The sequence below is a fragment of the Pontibacter burrus genome, from assembly GCF_010686685.1.
Lineage (GTDB): Bacteria > Bacteroidota > Bacteroidia > Cytophagales > Hymenobacteraceae > Pontibacter > Pontibacter burrus.
In genome coordinates, this window is sequence record NZ_JAAGWD010000004.1 from 1 (window position 1) to 17,468 (window position 17,468).

The 17,468-nt window shown below is 47.0% G+C and carries 12 protein-coding genes; 4 read left to right on the forward strand and 8 right to left on the reverse strand.

Annotated features, from left to right (window positions below):
• Positions 1-650 precede the first annotated feature (650 nt).
• From GXP69_RS09625 to GXP69_RS09650, 6 genes are all read right to left on the reverse strand, one after another.
• Positions 651-1,934, reverse strand: coding sequence for a M16 family metallopeptidase (locus GXP69_RS09625; RefSeq protein ID WP_163914792.1), 1,284 nt, complete (start codon positions 1,932-1,934; stop codon positions 651-653).
• A gap of 15 nt (positions 1,935-1,949) precedes the next feature.
• The gene (gene porV, locus GXP69_RS09630; protein ID WP_163914794.1) at positions 1,950-3,068 is read right to left on the reverse strand and encodes a type IX secretion system outer membrane channel protein PorV; all 1,119 of its coding nucleotides are present in this window, start codon (positions 3,066-3,068) and stop codon (positions 1,950-1,952) included.
• A gap of 48 nt (positions 3,069-3,116) precedes the next feature.
• Complete coding sequence (gene porU, locus GXP69_RS09635) at positions 3,117-6,980, reverse strand: type IX secretion system sortase PorU (protein WP_163914796.1); 3,864 nt, start codon at positions 6,978-6,980, stop codon at positions 3,117-3,119.
• Between the two features lie 101 nt (positions 6,981-7,081).
• Entirely contained in the window at positions 7,082-7,333 is a 252-nt protein-coding gene (gene purS / locus GXP69_RS09640) for a phosphoribosylformylglycinamidine synthase subunit PurS (RefSeq protein ID WP_163914798.1), read from the reverse strand.
• Between the two features lie 2 nt (positions 7,334-7,335).
• Positions 7,336-8,034 (reverse strand): CDP-diacylglycerol--serine O-phosphatidyltransferase, encoded by a 699-nt coding sequence (gene pssA / locus GXP69_RS09645; RefSeq protein WP_163914801.1) that lies wholly within the window; start codon positions 8,032-8,034, stop codon positions 7,336-7,338.
• A 26-nt stretch (positions 8,035-8,060) separates the two neighbouring features.
• Positions 8,061-8,696 carry an MBL fold metallo-hydrolase gene (locus GXP69_RS09650; RefSeq protein WP_163914803.1) on the reverse strand — a complete coding sequence of 212 codons (636 nt, stop codon included), beginning with the start codon at positions 8,694-8,696 and terminating at the stop codon, positions 8,061-8,063.
• Positions 8,697-8,773: 77 nt separating this feature from the next.
• On the opposite strand from GXP69_RS09650, the gene GXP69_RS09655 reads away from it, so the two are divergent.
• The 4 genes from GXP69_RS09655 to GXP69_RS09670 are packed head-to-tail and all read left to right on the forward strand — an operon-like array spanning position 8,774 to position 14,759.
• Positions 8,774-9,865, forward strand: coding sequence for an NAD(P)/FAD-dependent oxidoreductase (locus GXP69_RS09655; RefSeq protein WP_163914805.1), 1,092 nt, complete (start codon positions 8,774-8,776; stop codon positions 9,863-9,865).
• A gap of 4 nt (positions 9,866-9,869) precedes the next feature.
• A complete protein-coding gene (locus GXP69_RS09660) occupies positions 9,870-13,121 on the forward strand; it encodes a TolB-like translocation protein (RefSeq protein WP_163914807.1) in 3,252 nt (1,083 codons plus the stop codon).
• A gap of 9 nt (positions 13,122-13,130) precedes the next feature.
• Positions 13,131-14,276, forward strand: coding sequence for a serine hydrolase domain-containing protein (locus GXP69_RS09665; protein ID WP_163914809.1), 1,146 nt, complete (start codon positions 13,131-13,133; stop codon positions 14,274-14,276).
• Positions 14,277-14,282: 6 nt separating this feature from the next.
• Positions 14,283-14,759: a hypothetical protein gene (locus GXP69_RS09670; protein WP_163914812.1), complete on the forward strand. Its 477-nt coding sequence runs from the start codon at positions 14,283-14,285 to the stop codon at positions 14,757-14,759.
• A gap of 44 nt (positions 14,760-14,803) precedes the next feature.
• On the opposite strand, the gene GXP69_RS09675 is transcribed toward GXP69_RS09670, so the two are convergent.
• Complete coding sequence (locus tag GXP69_RS09675; protein ID WP_163914814.1) at positions 14,804-16,342, reverse strand: SulP family inorganic anion transporter; 1,539 nt, start codon at positions 16,340-16,342, stop codon at positions 14,804-14,806.
• A 363-nt stretch (positions 16,343-16,705) separates the two neighbouring features.
• On the reverse strand, positions 16,706-17,398 hold the full coding sequence (gene purQ / locus GXP69_RS09680) for a phosphoribosylformylglycinamidine synthase subunit PurQ (protein ID WP_163914816.1): 693 nt from the start codon (positions 17,396-17,398) through the stop codon (positions 16,706-16,708).
• Between the last annotated feature and the right edge of the window lie 70 nt (positions 17,399-17,468).

Sequence of the window (17,468 nt, forward strand, 5' to 3'; positions counted from 1 at the left end):
GAGAAGTTAAGCCCGGACGCGCCGATGGTACTGGCCTCACCGCCGGGAGAGTAGGTGGCCGCCAACCCCTTACAAAGCCCTGTCCCCTACAAAAGGACAGGGCTTTTGCGTTTTAATCCCCCCACCCTCTGCAGGAGGGCAAGGGCGCGCGTTTAAAGCAAAAAGGGGTGCAAGAGGTAAAGTGCGAAAAGAAAGACTGCGGGCTTGTTCCCGGCATTGTAGCCGTTCGAAGGGCTACATACAGGTGAGAAGAGGAACGCCAAACGGCAGGTAGAAATGCCCATCAGCCTTCCATCGCTAAGACAGCGGTGCTTCGGGCCTGGCTTTTACAGTTAAAGCTAGGTGAGGAATGCGCAACCTTGCCTGCTCCATAATCCTTTATTCTTATAGCCATCGTATCCCTGTTGGCTGCTCGATCAAACAAAAGCCTTGACTACATTTCAGATACTTGTCAGTTGATTTTAAATTGTCATTTTGTTTTAAGTTAGGCTTATAGGAGCTATTTGTAGCTACTATAAGCTTTATAGAAATCATGGATCAATAGCTTCTTATATCTAATATATTGATCATATGTGGGTAATAAACAAAAGAGCCACTGATAATCTCAGGGGCTCTTTTGTTATGGCTAAGGAGGTGAGGTAATCTATTTATTACGCCAGTTTTCCAGCAACTGCAGTTTTAAATTTATCTACTTCCAGATATTGCTGAGCTAAAGACCTTAGTTCCTCAGTTGTTATAGTTCGGATAGTGGTAAGGTAATTACTATAATGATCGGTAGGTAGGTTATAGAGGATTATGCGCTTATACTTATCTGCTTGTTCAAATATGGTCGCTATGTTGTTCAGGAACTTACCAATCATATAGCTTCTTACAGTTTCAAGCTCATCTTCTGGAATAAGTTCTTCCTGTAGTTGTTTGATTTCTTTTGTTATTTCGTCAAGTGTACTTTGCGTAACCTGAAAGTTTACATCAGTACCTATAAAGAACAAACTATCTTTCTCCTTGGGAGAAATAGTGGAGTAGATTCCATAGGTATATCCCTTATCCTCCCGTATATTTTTCATGAGTCTGGAGCCAAAGTAGCCACCTAGTATTTCATTCAAAACTATAAGCTTGTTAAAGTCAGGGTGTGTAATATGTGGGAAGAGTGTGCCTGTACGAATAGATGATTGTAAACTGTCTTTTATTTCATCTACAATCAATGACCCACTCTCTTTATCCTGTTGTTCATAAGTCGCTTTTCGGCTTCCAGATCCAGAAATGGATAATCCTGATAATTCCTGTACTAGCATAGCTTCTAGTTCTTCTGTTATCGCGCCACAGGCAAATATTTCAAGGCCAGCTAAACTATAGTTCTCCTTATAGAATTGCTCAACATCCTGTTTCGCAATAGTATCTAACCCATTATCATCGTAGCCAAATATGTATGGGTGATGGTCACCATATATAAGCTTAGTAAAAGAGTGTGTTGCCAGATAGCTATTTTTCTGACGCTGTATTTTAAGGTTCTGTTGATTCCGTTTTCTCAGCAGTTCGAACTCTTCTGTAGGGAAGGTTGGGTTTTGCAAAACATCCAATACAACAGGCATTAGCTCCTTTACATACTTAGACAGGCAATACAAAGTAAATTCGGTTCTATCGTAGCCCGGTGTATTGTCGAAGGATGCCCCATAGTAGGCTATAGTTTCGGCAATGTCTTTGGCGCTATAGTTCTTTGTTCCTTCAAAGAGCATCTTAGCAGTAAGATCGGCAGCGCCTTTAACGCTTTCGTAGATCTTACCGGCCTTAAAAACAAAATCCAGCCTGACAACAGGCTGGGTTTCGCTCTTTATAATATGCAGCTTTACTCCGTTTGGTAATACTGTTACTTCAGCAACCTGAAGTGAAACCGCATCTATTTCTTTTATTTCTGGTGCTTTTGTTCTGTCAAGCATTCTAAATTGTTGTTCTTAATCAAGGTTGAGTGCTAAGCTAAAACGCAATGTTTCGGCTAAAGGATTATTCTTATCATTCGGGATCAGGTAAGCTGCATCTACACCAAATTTCTGGTAACGCAGGCCCAGGCCCAGCGAAAAGAACTGGCGACCGCCTTTCTCTTCATTCTCGTAAAAATAACCGGCTCTTGCCGCAAACAGGTTGTTATACCAATACTCTAAACCTGTATTAAAGTTTACTTCTTTAAACTCTTCGCTTGCTCCGCCTTCTGCATCGCCAAAGGATGTAAAGATGGCGCTAACCACAGACTGATCCGGATCGGCAGAAGGAGATGGTACCAACAGCTTATTCGCATCAAATAAGAAGGTAATGCTATTAAAAGCATCCATGTTATATTTAATGGCCGTACCTAGTTTAAGGTTGGTAGGCAGGAAGCTTTTGGCAGTAGACTCCGAGTAAGCTATTTTTCCACCAATGTTAGATATGTTAGCACCCAAGCCAAGGTTTAGGTTTTGGTTCAGGTCGCGGTTATAGTACACGCCAACGTCTACAGAGGCTGTGTTACCAGGCTCTGCTTCTATGTTTGATGTACTGCTCACGTTTACATCGCCGGCCAGGTTAGAATGTATAAAGCGGGCAGCAATACCTAAGCTCAGGTACTCGCTCAGTGCCTGGCCATAAGCTACCGATATAGCATATTCTTTCGGATTGAAATCCTGTATCGGGTTACGCTGATCATCTATAAACTGTATCTCTCCCAGGTCAAAGTACATCAGAGAAAGCGAAATGGCTGATGTTTCGTTTATCTTTTTATAACCAGACAGGTAGTTCAGCGACATATCATCGGTGATGTTGCGCAACCATGGCGAGTATGAGAAGCTCACACTCAGGTCGTTAGGAGCGAAGCCAAGTTTGGCCGGGTTCCAGAAAGGAGCGTTTGCATCAGGACTTAAGGCTACACCAGCTTCACCGAGCGCCGCTGATCGGGCATCCGGGGCAACCAAAAGTACAGGTACTGCGGTTGTTAAAACCTGCCCATCCTGGCCAATGGTAGTTTGAGCAAAAGCAGCTGGGGCTGCGGTTAAGGCTAACGCAAATGCTGCAACCTTTAGTAGTATACTTTTTCTATACATAAGTAGAATTGATAACTATATCAAATATAGGGATAATACAGTATTGTTCTAATTTAAAATTACAAGTTTTTCAAATTTAGACGCTTTGGCACCGTCATGGCGCGAACGAACCGAGATTCTATAAATGTAAACGCCACGACCCAGTAAATCATTATATTCATCGCGCCCATTCCATGAAATTGCTGCTACATGAGCCGGCGCAGTATAACTTGTTGTCTCCAAAGTTCTTATCAGTTTACCAGATATAGTGTAAATCTGTACCTGAATATCAAGGTCTTCGCCAGCCCGATTATGGTCAAAATGGAATGTTGTATTTGTTGAGAACGGGTTCGGGTAGTTAAGCACATGGTCTAACGAAAAATCTGCATCATTAGATACAAAAAACTCTATGTATTCTTCGGCAGAGTTATTATGCGTGTCCCAGGCTTTAAATCGGAGGGTATGCAGCCCGTTTTCCAGGTCTTTCAACTGGTAAGTAATCCGACCGCTCTGGTAGCTGTCTTTATCAGAAGTGTAGTATTCGTTCAGGATGATCGGGTTCTCCTCGTTTCCGTCCAGTACTGCTACCAGCTCGTGGCCAATACCCAATCCCGCCGTATTTATGCCGTTCTCATCAAACAGTTTTACCAGTAAATTAGGTGTGGCACCGGTACTACCACCAAAAACAAAAGATTCGTCTTCTAAATATAATTCAACTCTTGGTGGTGTGTTATCTGTAACTACTTGGGTTGCTGTTCCACCAACTGTTATAGTTGTATTTGAGCCGATTGCATCCTGTGTAGCGCTGCTAGCATGTAAGGTGATTTTACCTGTTCCGTACTGGTAAGCAATGTCCTTTGGAACTACAAAGCTAACAGAGAACAGGCCATTCGTAACACTGGCAGCCCCTTCGTACAACACATTCTTGCGCAATTTTACAGGTACCTGTGGTGCACGTTCATCTCCGTAAGTTTGCTGGGTAGATTGTTTCTCGAAGATGGTGATGCGTAATGTACCATTAAAGTCTGATGCTAATGAGCCCGTAGTGCTCGTAACCTGTCCTTTCAGTGTTACTTTGCCAAGAGCACGGAGGGTATCAGTTGCAGCTTCGCGATCATTGATATGGGTGATCTGTGCTTTAAGAGGAGGGGAGGACAGCCTCAGACCTGGATCAGATAAAAGTGTGAAGTTACGGTTATAAACGCCACGCGAGCCACTTACATTATCGGTAATACTGTTATTCTTGGTTTGCAGTACTAGGTCGCCGAGGCGTGGTATGATGCCTGTTGGTGGTGTAAAGGCGCTTTTAAAGAAATTACGGTTTAGTACACGGTTGCCGCTTGAGTAGACCGGTCTAGTAGTTGTAATAAGGCCGACAGCGCCGCCATTTGGGTGCAGTAGAGCAATCTCAGCTCCTGAAATTCTGGTAGGGTCATCGTAACGGCCAAATTCGCACGTGGCGGTAAGCATAAAGGTAAGCCTGTCGGAGTTTTGCCACGACGCGATCTGGGGTATAGTAAGCACCTGTTCTGCCGCCCAGCTTACCTCGTTCCCGTGACCGGTATAGTTTACGAGGAGCGTGCCTTGCTCTATAGCAGCATTCAGGTCCTGGTTAAGTTGAGGAACACGCTGCCCGTTGGCTACAGCCTCTTGCCGGTACAGATCAATGTATAGTTTGCTGGCGGTATAGTTTGGCGCTTCACTTTCCAGAAAATCTGCCAGGGCTTCGGCGTCTTCCTGGTGTTCGTTAAAGTCTCCGTCGTCTGATACAAGTGTTACCTGCGAGCGCCATTTGCCAAGGTGGCTGTTGGTTTCATAGGCGATAATCTTATTCACCATAGTAGCGGCTTCCTGTGCGTTCTTGGCCGGAAGCCTGCCTATGCCAATGTCCAGCAGCTGATCACCCGAGTTGTCTTCAGCCCATTCGCCTTCTTCAGGGTCCAGGAAACCATAGTAATCTTCGGAAGAGTAACTGGCAATAGGGTGCAGCGACTGCCGTGATTGGTAAGTAGGAACCAGGTTGGTGTTGTTCAGTAGGCGATTTTTAAAGTCGTAGGATGCATCGCCAAACAGCAACAGGTACATCAATTCGTTGGCGGGCTTGTTGCTGCGGTTATACAGCATGCGCATAAAATTCCGGATAGCCGTTACATCCTGTCTGCCCGACGAAAATTCGTTATATACCTGCGTAGTGGTAACAACTATACTTTTCAGGTTACTTTTGGAGTTACGATGTGCTGCCAGGCGGTTAGCTTCCTGCAACAGTGACGGATGTGTAACTATAACATGATCTATCGTTCCATCCAGGTTCAGGCTGTGCAGGTTCTGGTTTGCCACTTTGCCCTTAACTATAGGTTTCAGGTCGATGCCGTTTTCATTGAACACCACAAACTCGCGCAGCACATCAGAAGGGGCAGCAAATTGCAGCACACCGCTATAGTTGGTCTGTTGTTGCAGTGGGCGCAGCGGGTCGGTAACATCCCACACTTTGGCGGTGTTGGGTGCATCGGCAATGCTATAGTTGCTGATGGAGCTGTTTAAGCTGGCTGCAGAGCGGAAAGCAGTTTGTTGGTTGTATAGTTTGAGCTGACGTTGGTAGTTTAGCTCGAGGTAATTCAGGTTGCCTGTTGCGGATGCATCGGTCAGCAAATTAAATGTAATGTTGATCCTGGCTTCGGTGGCATTGGCTTGAAGCGGAAGGCTAAATGTTTGGGCGCCATCTACGCCCTCGGGGTGGTAGGGGTAAGTGCCACGACCAGCTATAGTTATAGTTCCCAGTGTAGCGTTGCCGGACCTGAAGGTAAACGAACTGCCCGTAGAGGAATTCCCCAGCATGGCGGCTGTTAACTTTGGTGTAGTGCCTAACACTAACCCCGATACGGGCAATGTAAATTCCCGAGAAGTAGTAAAGGTATTGAATTCTTCGCCGTACCATTCGCGGCCGGAGTGCACCGCGTTCATCAAATCCCGTTCATGAAAAACGTACTCGTTAAACGTGTTTATAGTTTGGGCAGCTCCTGAAATCTGTGGTCTGCTTTGCACACGCAATCCCGAACTATAGCCTACACGCAAAAAGTAGAAGGCTGTATCTGAGTAAACATTATAGGTGTGTTCGAACCTGTCCTGCTGCTGGTTATAGTGCCAGGTGTGTGGCCCCTGCCCGTAGAAAAGAATATAGTCGCTGTCGTTGAATTGCCCGTCCTGTTCGCCTGCTACAACTATAGCATTCTCCTGCAGGTCATCAACAACCGGTGCGTTATTAGGTTGAGGAAGCATTTTACCGCCGTTCCCGAATAGCTGTATTGTTCTGGGGTCTATAGTTTGGAGGTTGATGCCAAGGGCCTGTAAGGTAGCCTTATCTATTTTATGAATACCCGATTGTGTTACAGTCAGCTTATACCACTCGCCGGAGCTGAGCACGGAGCTGGTAGCAAAATTATCTGCATTAGTTCGTTCTATTGTTTGAGTAGCTATAGTTTCGGGACTATAACTATAGCTGAAACGGGTAAGTTTTTCGAGCTGGTTGGTTTGTGGGTTGCGACGAATGGGCAGGATCGAAACTATAGTTACCGGTAGCTTATTCTGCCGGGCATTTAAAATTTCGACCTTTGGCTCTGTGCTAAAAATTATGTCCTTAAACTGATCCTGCTCTTTAGTTGTGAAAGGTGCAAATACAGCATCTGTTACCTTAAAATTACTGATGTGCGTGTTGGGGATGGAGAGGCGGTAGTAAGGCAGACGCCCCAGTAGATCGATACTGGCACCTTTAAATGACGGTATCTTTGCTTCATGACCGGTAACCGGAAACACGGCTTCCTGAGTATCCCAGGTTAAGGTAATAGGTTCTGTGGCTTTTTGTTGGGCTATAGCTGTGCCAGCCAAGGAGCTTAGGAAAAGCAGCAAGTATACCAGCAAATGTAAACGTGACTGCATAGGCATTGCACAGAACTAAAAAAGCAGATAATGCCCACCTGTATCAGGAAGGCATCATCTGTAAATAACATAAAAACAGGCAGCTTATTGTGCCCGGTAATTTATACTTGCTTCAGGTCGTACTCATACGACTCCATGATCAGGTTAGCCAGCAGTTTGCTGCACGCCTTCTCCACTTTCTCGCGGGCTATAGTTTCATTTTCGGCTTCCAGGTGCAGGGTAATGTGTTTGCCAATGCGCACGTTCTCTACCTGGTCCAGGCCAAGATGCTCCAGGCCAAGCAATACAGCTTTACCTTGTGGGTCTAACAACTCTGGGCGTGGCATTACATTTATTTCGGCAACGAATTTCATGGTTACGCGGTTTGTTTATTGAAAATAGATAACACTATATATAGCACTATGATAAGTGGTATAGCTGCGAAGTTAAGAAGAGCCAGTAATATAACCGAAAGCCCTACGAAAATAAAGCGCACTGAATTGTCGGCCCAGTTCAGGTTCTTGAATTTTAGCGCAAAAAGTGGCAGCTCTGCCACCAGTAAAAACGAAAGAATAAGCGTAGCTGCCAGCAACACCAGCTTGTTCAGGATAATGGCAAAAGCCATCAGCTCGCCGCTGGCCAGTATAAGCGGCAACGAAGCCACAAAAATAGCGCAGGCCGGCGTAGGCAACCCGATAAACGATGTGGTCTGACGGGTGTCGATGTTAAACTTGGCTAAACGCAACGCCGAGAAAACCGTGATAATGAAACCGGCAAACGGAACTATAGTTTCCGGTAAAAACGAAACTTCTTCTGCGCGCTGCAGCAGCATAAACATCATCGCCCCGGGCACTACGCCAAACGATACCACATCGGCCAGCGAATCCAGTTGCTTGCCAATTTCGGAATAAGCACCCAGCACGCGGGCTACCATGCCATCCAGAAAATCGAAAACAGCAGCAAGGCCGACCAGGTAAGAGGCATAAACCAGTTCGTTCTGGAAAATAAGATATAGTGCCACGCAACCCGAAAACAGGTTAAGGCAGGTGATAAAGTTAGGGATGTGTTTCTTCATGAAAACTATAGTTCGCAGCAAGGGTGTTACTGCAAAAATGGGTTGTATTTCTTTTCGTGGCCGATGGTGGTTTCCGGCCCGTGGCCTGGATATACGGTCACCTCATCCGGCAACACAAATAGCTTGGTTCTGATGCTTGAAATTAAGGTGTCATAATCGCCGCCGGGCAGGTCTGTGCGGCCAATACTTTCCTGGAACAGCACATCGCCGGCAATCAGGGTCTTGTCTTCTTTATGATAGAACACCACGTGGCCCGGTGCATGGCCCGGTGCAAAAATAATTTCCAGGGTAGTATTACCGAATTTCACCTGTCCGCCTTCTTCTAAATAAGAGGCTGGCAACTGCTCTTCGTAGCCTGTAATACCATAAACCGGCGCATAAACAGGTATGGCACGCAGGGTATCCAGGTCTTTTTCGTGTATTTCAAGTCCTACGTTATAGGTATCGGCTACAAACTTATTGCCCAGCACATGGTCTATGTGGCAATGTGTGTTCAGCAGGCGCACCACCTTCAGGTTATTGTTCGTGATAAACTGCTGTAGTTTATCATTTTCTTTTTTATCCGAACAGCCCGGGTCTATTACCACGCACTCATTGGTGTCGTCGTACAGCACATAGGTGTTTTCGGCGAAGGGGTTAAACGTAAAGCGTGCTATTTTCATAGTATACTGGTAGCTATAGCCTGTAAAATCGGGTTCTAAGTTACAAATTTAACGGGTACATCTCGTAACTTGCCTGCATGAATTACGATTTTATAGTTGTGGGCCACGGCCTGGCCGGCGCCATTTTAGCCGAAACCCTACGCAGCCGCGGAAATAAAGTGCTGGTAATTGATGAGCCAAAAGAAAACTCGGCATCCAGAGTGGCTGCTGGTTTGTTAAACCCGGTTGCAGGTAAGCGCTTTGCCAAATCATGGCTTGTAGATACGTTGGTGCCTGCTGCCGATGCCTTTTATGATGCACTGGAAGCACGATACGGGCGCGAGCTGTTCTTTCACAAACCCATCTATAAAATATTCTCAACTATAGAAGAGCAGAACACCTGGATGGCCAAAAGCGCCGGCAGCAACTGGAGCGATTATATTGAGGCCACCTACACGCAAACTATAAATCAGCCTGGCGTAGACGATCCGTTTGGGGGCATTATGATCAAGCGCGGCGGTTTTCTGCACGTATTCGCTATGCTCGATATGCTGACGGAAGACCTGTTGCAGCAAAAATTACTCTTGCCTGAAAGGTTTGACATGAGCCAGCTCCAACTGACCGAAACAGGCGTAAACTATAAAACTATAACATCAAAGCACCTGGTGTTCTGCGAAGGGTACCAGGTGGTAAATAATCCGTATTTTGCGTGGCTGCCACTGCAACCAACCAAAGGCGAAGTGCTGGAAGTGCAGACAGCGCAGAATTTGAGCCCGGAATGCATCTATAACAAAGCAGTTTACGTTGTTCCGGAGGGAGGAGGGCGCTTTATTGTTGGCGCTACTTACGACTGGCGAAACCCCAACGAAGAGACCACGCCGCAGGGAGCAGATGAATTGAGCGAACGTTTCCGGCAGATCTTACCGCAGGAGTTTAAAGTGACAGGACATTGGGCAGGAATACGCCCTGCCGTACGTGACCGCAGACCTCTGGTTGGAACACACCCAAACTATAAGCAACTAAGTGTGTTTAACGGAATGGGCTCGAAGGGCGTATTAATGGCACCTTACCTGGCTTCGCACTTTGCCGACGCATTGGCTGGGCAATCAGAATTGATGCCTGAGATACATATTTCGAGATATTTTTCGTTATATTACGACTACATAAAACACCAGAACCTACAACTCTAAGCGAATGCGTTTTTATACAAGGTTACTTTTGCTGTTTGTGTGCTGCACGCTGGCGGGCACTGCCCTGCATGCACAGCCTGGCCGCGACCCTTTTGGTAAGAGCCGCATCCAATACAAAGACTTTGACTGGAAACTATACAGCACGCAGAATTTTAACCTGTATTTTTATAAAGGCGGAGAGCAGACAGCCAAAGATGCCGCCGATTACGCAGAGCGCGAGCTGAAGCGGATTACCAGCCTGATCGGGTATTATCCTTATTCCAAAATAACGCTCATAATTTATAACTCGGCCACAGACCTGCGCCAGAGTAACATCGGCTTGTACAGCGACCAGTTTCAGACCGGGGGCGAAACCCTGTTTATGAAAAATAAGCTGCAGCTGGCCTACGAAGGTACTAAAACCGACTTTAAGAATGACCTGAGCTATAAACTGACCGAACTGCTGCTGAACGACATGATGTATGGCGGTAGTTTGAAGGAGGCACTACAGAGTAGTTACCTGTTGCGACTGCCAGAGTGGTTTGTAAAAGGCGTAGCCGGTTACACCGCTGAAGGCTGGAGCCTGGACATGGACAGCCACGTACGCGACCTGTTGCTGGAAGGCGAAAAATTAAAGCCGGATCAGGCCCTGATGCGCTACCCTGAAATGACCGGTCAATCGGTTTGGAACTATATTGCGGAGCGCTACGGCTACACCTCCATCCAGAATATCCTGAACCTTACACGCATTACCCGAGACGTTGAGATCGGGATAACCAGCAGCCTGAACATTCCTTATAAACGCTTTCTGCAGGACTGGATCAATTACTACATCCAGATAAATTCCCGTACCGATGATCCGTTTGTATCATTACCGGAAAACAACAAGCTGTTCGATAAAAACAAACGCAACCTGCATTACTCGGAGCCGGTGCTGAACCCCGATGGCACGTTGCTGGCCTATGTAGAAAACGACTACGGAAGCTATAAGATCATTGTGAAGGAAGTAAAAGGCAAAGGCAGCCGTGTGGTTTGGCAGGGTGGCTATAAAACCCTGGATCAGCCGATTGACATGAACCTGCCTGTGCTGGCCTGGCGCACCAATACCCAGCTCGGATTTGTGGAAGCACGCCGGGGCAAGATGCTGCTTCGTCAGGTAAACGCTCGCAACAAAAGCTCTTTCCTGCCTTTTTACGATGACCTGACCAAGCCAGCAGCTACACTTTCTGGGTTCTCGCAGGTGCGCAACATGAGCTACTCCGACGATGGCAGTCAACTCGTAGTAAGTGCTGTAGCAGATGGGCAAACAGACCTTTACCTGCTACAGAGTAATGGTAAAGTAGTAGGGCAGCTCACGAACGATATTTACGACGACATTGAGCCTGTTTTTCTGAAGGGTAGCAAAAATATTGTGTTCAGCTCTAACCGCTGGGTAGATTCGGCCGGAACATTACAGGCTGCCACATTTAAGGATGTGGTAGATAACTATGACATCTTCCTGCTTCAGACCGGTGCGCCGGTGAGCATTACACAGCTTACCACCGGCATAGCCAGCGAGCTACGGCCACGTGCTACTATTGATGGTAATTTCCTGTTTCTGAGCGAGGCAAATGGTATCCGTGGGTTGTATTCTTACAACATGGCAACGCGAGAGCAGCGCCCGGTTTCCAACTTTGTGCAGAACATCAACTCTTTCGATTACGCACCAGCAACCAATACACTGGCGTTAAGCGCCCAGGATCTGTCCCGTGACTTTATTTACCTATTGCCGGATTACGCAGTAGCTCCACTTGATACCCTGCCAAAAACAGCCCGACAGATTATTCTGGAAACGCGTGCGCGTGCACCTCAGGCTGCAACTACTGCTACTACCCGCAAGCTGCTCGAAAATGAGAAAGCCAGGAGCACAGCAGAGCGCAAGCAGGGAGAGGTAAACATTGAGAACTATGAATTTGGCGAAGTAAACAAACAGCAGGCTGATACTACTACTGCCCGGAAAACTAAAGCTGACACTACTGCTGCGCAGGCTGCGGCTCCTAAAGTACCTGAAAAAGCTGCGGCGCCGAGAGCGACTGTCGCACCGGAGTTCAAGCTCACAGGTCCTGCTGATTACGACACCCGTTTCAGTGTACACGAGATCATTACGTCTGTTTATGCTGATCCGCAATTAGGCTTCGGTATAGTTGCCGGCGTAAACATGAGTGATTTGTTTGAGAATCACCATATCCGAGGTACAGCCTACCTGCGCACCGACCTGGAAACAAGCCGCATGTTTGCGGAATACGTGAACCTGAAAAACCGTGTAGATCTGGGCGTGCAATACAGGCGCGATGTGCTGGTGAGCTCAGTACTGGAAGCTCCGGGTGCTGTAGTGCGTTTTGCCCGCAACGAAGTGGCCCCGCTGCTGGTTTATCCGCTAAGCTATAGTACAAGCCTGCGTGCACAGCCACGCCTGGTAAGCACCCGCTTTACACAAGTAAACGATTTCTCTACCCCGGATAGCGTAAATAACCTGTATGGCGGTAACGTAGAGCTCGTGTTTGATAACTCAGTGGTGACCGGCGTAAACATGATGGAAGGAACCCGCATGAAAGTTGGGTTACTTTCGATGCGCGATTTTGAAAGCAGCAGAGCCAACTTCAGTAAATTTTACGTAGACCTACGCCATTACCAGAAACTGCACCGCGAAATTATACTGGCTGCCCGCCTGAGCTACGGAGCATTTTTCGGAAACTCCCCTAAAAAGTACCTGATTGGCGGTATGGACAACTGGCTGTTTGCCGGCGAAGATGATATAACCGATCGTAATGACGTGAACATTCAATCGGCACCGGACTTGTTTTACCTGGAGTATGCCTTGCCGCTGCGTGGCTTTAACTATAACACCCGTACAGGCAGCAAGCACTTGCTGGCAAACCTGGAGGTTCGTATCCCGATCACGCAGTATCTGTATAATGGTACCATCAGTTCCGGTTTCTTCCGTAACCTGCAGCTAACAGCCTTTGCCGATGCCGGGTCTGCTTACGATGGCTCAAACCCATTTACCGGAAATAACTCTATCAACACGCGTATAGTTGGTGGCCGGACCGATGCTACCAACGTGAATCCGTTCGAAATAACAGTAATTAACTACCGTAACCCGTTCCTGGTTGGTTATGGCTTTGGTGCACGCTCTACGTTGTTTGGTGTGTACGGCAAGCTGGATGTAGCCTGGAGCGAAGAAGATATGGGCAGCAACGGGCCGAAGCTATACATTACCCTCGGCTACGATTTCTAAACACCACACATGAACCGGAAAGCAAAACGCTTTACTTTCGGGGGAGTATTGTTGCTGGGCCTGTTGGCGGCCTGGCTGCATATCGCCGATAAGAACTATATCTATAAGGCACTGCGCTACAACTTCGCTGATATAGACGATAACCTGATCTTTGACCAGCGAAAGATAGATGCCCCTGCCAAAACCCAGCCCTGGCCACATGCCGCCAACTATAACAAAATAACCTGGCCCGACAGCCTGCAGCAACTGCACCAGCAACTACAGTCGGTAGCCTTTGTGGTTGTCAAAAACGATTCTATAGTTCACGAACAATATTGGGATGGCTATTCGGACGAGTCGCTGAGTAATTCTTTTTCGGTTGCCAAAAGTATAGTGAGCATTTTGGTTGGAGCAGCCCTGCGCGATGGGCACATCAAAACTATAGACCAGCCTGTTGCCGATTTTCTGCCGTCGTTTAAAGAAGGAGCCAAGCAGAAGATAACGATAAAACACCTGTTGATGATGAGCTCCGGCCTGAACTGGGATGAATCGTATTCCAATCCTTTGTCGGTAACTACGGAAGCCTACTATGGCACTAACCTGAAAAAAGTGATCCGCAGATTGGAAGCTGTGGAAGAGCCGGGGCAAGTATTCAGTTACAAAAGCGGTGATACCCAGATTTTAGGAATGGTAGTGGAAGCTGCCACCAGAAAATCGCTGAGTCTGTATGCTGAAGAGAAACTATGGCGACCAATGGGCGCTGAGCATGATGCCGAATGGAGCGTAGATAACCCAACTGGCATAGAGAAAGCTTACTGCTGCTTTTTCAGTAATGCCCGCGACTTTGCCCGCATCGGTAAACTATACTTAAACAACGGCATCTGGAACGGCGATACGATAGTTGACCCGACTTACGTGCACGAGTCGCTTATACCAAATGGCTTACCAACAGCTTCCGGCAAACCAGCTGACTATGGCTACCAATGGTGGCTGCTCCCCAACTATAAAGGCCAGAACATCTTCTACGCCCGCGGCATTCTGGGCCAGTACATCATTGCCATCCCTGAGAAAAATGTAGTTATCGTGCGTTTAGGCAAACAACGCGGCGAGCGCATCAACGGCCACCCAAGTGAGGTGCTAGCGATGATTGATGCCGTGAATAAGGTGGTAAAATAAGCAGCTATGAAGGTGAAATCTCTGTTTATAGTTGTATGTGTAGCTTTGGCTATAGTTGGTTGCTCAAGGGCTGATCCGGAAGTTAAAGAAATACAAGAAAAGTTGATTGGTGTTTGGGAGTTAGACAGCACTACTACTGTAAGAGCAGGGTTGCAGAAAAGCAAGAAGACAACAACTATAGCTTTTTCTGAAGATCAAAAATTTATCTACTATTGGTGGGACTCTGATCTTGTTGGGAAGTATGAAGGGAGATACTTTGTTCTAAAAAATCCCGACAGAGGTTTGGTAACTATAACTTTGATACCAGATGTTGATACTTTGAAAGAAGGAGTCTATCGAAGACCTTATCTAAACTTTGATGTTGAAGACATTCGGGAAGGTAAGATGGTAACACTACATGAAACCGAAAGAATTGAACGTTATGACATGCCGGATAAGATATGGTTTACAGAGAGGAGAATTTACAAGAGTAGTGCTGATTAAAACAATAAGGTCCCGGAAGCTTAAAACTTCCGGGACCTTATTGTTTATAGTTTAACTGCTGCTACGGTATAGTTCGGATCTTCCAGAATGTTCACATCAATTACATCTTGAGCATTGGTGAGCAGGCGGCGGCAGTCTTGGCTGAGGTGGCGTAGCTGCAGCGTTTTGCCGGCTTGGCGGTAACGCTCCGTTAGCTTGTTCAGTGCATCAATCCCCGACATATCGGCTACGCGGCTTTCCCTGAAATCGATGATCACTTCCTGTGGATCATCCTGCACATCAAACTTCTCATTAAAGGCTGTTACAGAACCGAAGAACAGCGGGCCATAGATCTCATAATGCTTTACACCGTTGGCATCGGTATACTTGCGGGCCCGTATACGTTTGGCGCTTTCCCAGGCAAATACCAGCGCAGAGATGATAACCCCGATCAATACAGCCAGTGCCAGGTTATGCAGCCAGATGGTAATCAAAGCTACCAGTATGCCTACAAAAATATCGTGCTTCGGCATTTTGTTGATGATTCGGAAACTGATCCACTCGAACGTTCCCACCGACACCATCACCATTACACCAACCAAAGCGGCCATGGGTACCAACTCAATGACAGGTGCGCCATAAAGCACAATTAATAGTATAGTTAAAGCGGCAACTATACCAGACAAACGAGCGCGGGCCCCGGACGAAAGGTTAACAAGCGTTTGAGCGATCATGGCACACCCACCCATCCCGAAGAAAAAGCCGTTCAACACATTGGCGCTACCCTGGGCTATACTTTCGCGGTTGCTGTTGCCGCGGTTACCTACAATCTCATCTACCAGGTTTAGGGTCAGCAAGCTTTCGGTTAAGCCTACGCCTGCCATAATCAGCGCATATGGAAAAATGATGTAGAGCGTGTCCAAAGTAAAAGGCACCTGTGGAATATGGAAAGGAGGGAAGCCGCCGCTTACGGAAGCAATATCCTTCACTATCTTCGTGTCGATGTTAAAACCCAGTACAACCAGAAATACAACGATAATGGCTACCAGCGAGGGCGGAACAGCTTTGGTGATTCTTGGGAAGATAACGATGATGGCTATAGTTAACGCCACCAACCCGAGCATGATCCAAAGCGGGCTACCGGTGAGCCAGGTAGTTTCGCCGTTAACTATAGTTTTAAACTGCTCGAGCTGCGAGGTGAAAATGATAACTGCCAGGCCATTCACAAAACCATACATTACCGGTTGGGGTACTAGGCGGATGAATTTGCCAAGTTTAAAAAGACCTACCAAAATCTGGAATACACCGGCAAGCGCCACAGCTGCAAAAACATAATCAATGCCATGCGACTGCATCAGCGCGATAAGCACGACCACTGTAGCCCCTGCACCACCTGAGATCAAACCCGGCCGGCCACCGAATATGGCTGTAACCAAACCCATAATAAAAGCGGCATACAACCCAACCAGCGGCGGAAAACCACCCAGTATAGCGAACGACAGCGACTCAGGCATCATGGTCATGGCCACGGTAAGCCCTGCCAGAATCTCTACTTTGTAATCAACTTTCTGGCGGAAGTCGAAGAGACGTAAAACTTGTTTCATGAATTAACTATAGTTGCGAGGTAAGCTCTAAGCTTAATTGTTGTGCATGTGAAACCAACCCCAACCCCTCCGAGGAGGGGAATAAATTACTGCTGAAAGATAACTCCTCTACTTGGAGCAAGGTTGTTTTATTCTCTGCTTTAGTGCGGATCTGCTATCTGGATCTTGTTTTGGGGCAGGGACGCTCGGTCATTCCAAAAAGAATTCCCCTCCTTGGAGGGGTTAGGAGTGGGTAACTCTTTATTAGCAATACCTGTGCAGTGTCCGAGAAAAAAGCCCCGCCTGTGGTAGCAAGCGGGGCTTCTGATTTAAAGTATAAACTATAAAAGTCTACTGTCTTGAGTCTAAAATCTAACGTCTAACTTAGGCGTTTACCAGGTCAAGTATAGATTCGAAGATGGCGCGGCCGTCGGTGTTTCCTAAATCCGGATCTACTGCGCGCTCCGGGTGCGGCATCATACCAAACACGTTCTTCTTCTCGTTGGCAATGCCTGCAATGTTCAGTAAGCTGCCGTTTATGTTGTAAATGTCGTGCGTGTCGGCAACATTGCTGCTATACTTAAACATGATCTGGTCGTTGTCTTCCAGTTTGCGCAGCGTTTCCTTATCGGCGTGGTAGCGGCCTTCGCCGTGTGCTACCGGAATTTTGTAAGCTTTGTTCAGGTCCAGGTTGCGGGTTGGTAACAGGTTGGTTGTAACCGGTTTGATGTACACATTGTCGCAGATGAATTTCTGGTTAGCATTACGCAGCAGGGCGCCAGGTAATAAACCAGCTTCCGTTAAAATCTGGAAACCATTGCAGATACCCATTACATAACCACCTTTGTTGGCATGCTGCACCACCTCCTGCATAATAGGAGAGAAGCGCGCAATAGCACCAGAGCGCAGGTAATCACCATAAGAGAAACCGCCAGGCAACAATATAAAGTCACAACCCTGCAGGTCGTGGTCTTTGTGCCATAGTTTTACAACTTCCTGCTGCATGCCCACGCTTAGAGCATCTACAAGGTCTTGGTCGCAGTTGGACCCCGGGAAAACGACTACACCAAATTTCATACATCAAAGGTAAATAAAAATAGACAGAACTTACACCAACACTTTCAGGATAAAGTAGCTTTTAGGTACT

What these genes read in the sequence shown, in the direction of transcription:
- GXP69_RS09660 (WP_163914807.1), top strand. Translation starts at nt 9,870, where the DNA reads ATGCGTTTTTATACAAGGTTACTTTTGCTGTTTGTGTGCTGCACGCTG.
- porV (WP_163914794.1), bottom strand. Translation starts at nt 3,068, where the DNA reads ATGTATAGAAAAAGTATACTACTAAAGGTTGCAGCATTTGCGTTAGCC.
- purQ (WP_163914816.1), bottom strand. Translation starts at nt 17,398, where the DNA reads ATGAAATTTGGTGTAGTCGTTTTCCCGGGGTCCAACTGCGACCAAGAC.
- GXP69_RS09665 (WP_163914809.1), top strand. Translation starts at nt 13,131, where the DNA reads ATGAACCGGAAAGCAAAACGCTTTACTTTCGGGGGAGTATTGTTGCTG.
- porU (WP_163914796.1), bottom strand. Translation starts at nt 6,980, where the DNA reads ATGCAGTCACGTTTACATTTGCTGGTATACTTGCTGCTTTTCCTAAGC.
- GXP69_RS09625 (WP_163914792.1), bottom strand. Translation starts at nt 1,934, where the DNA reads ATGCTTGACAGAACAAAAGCACCAGAAATAAAAGAAATAGATGCGGTT.
- purS (WP_163914798.1), bottom strand. Translation starts at nt 7,333, where the DNA reads ATGAAATTCGTTGCCGAAATAAATGTAATGCCACGCCCAGAGTTGTTA.
- GXP69_RS09675 (WP_163914814.1), bottom strand. Translation starts at nt 16,342, where the DNA reads ATGAAACAAGTTTTACGTCTCTTCGACTTCCGCCAGAAAGTTGATTAC.
- GXP69_RS09670 (WP_163914812.1), top strand. Translation starts at nt 14,283, where the DNA reads ATGAAGGTGAAATCTCTGTTTATAGTTGTATGTGTAGCTTTGGCTATA.
- GXP69_RS09650 (WP_163914803.1), bottom strand. Translation starts at nt 8,696, where the DNA reads ATGAAAATAGCACGCTTTACGTTTAACCCCTTCGCCGAAAACACCTAT.
- pssA (WP_163914801.1), bottom strand. Translation starts at nt 8,034, where the DNA reads ATGAAGAAACACATCCCTAACTTTATCACCTGCCTTAACCTGTTTTCG.
- GXP69_RS09655 (WP_163914805.1), top strand. Translation starts at nt 8,774, where the DNA reads ATGAATTACGATTTTATAGTTGTGGGCCACGGCCTGGCCGGCGCCATT.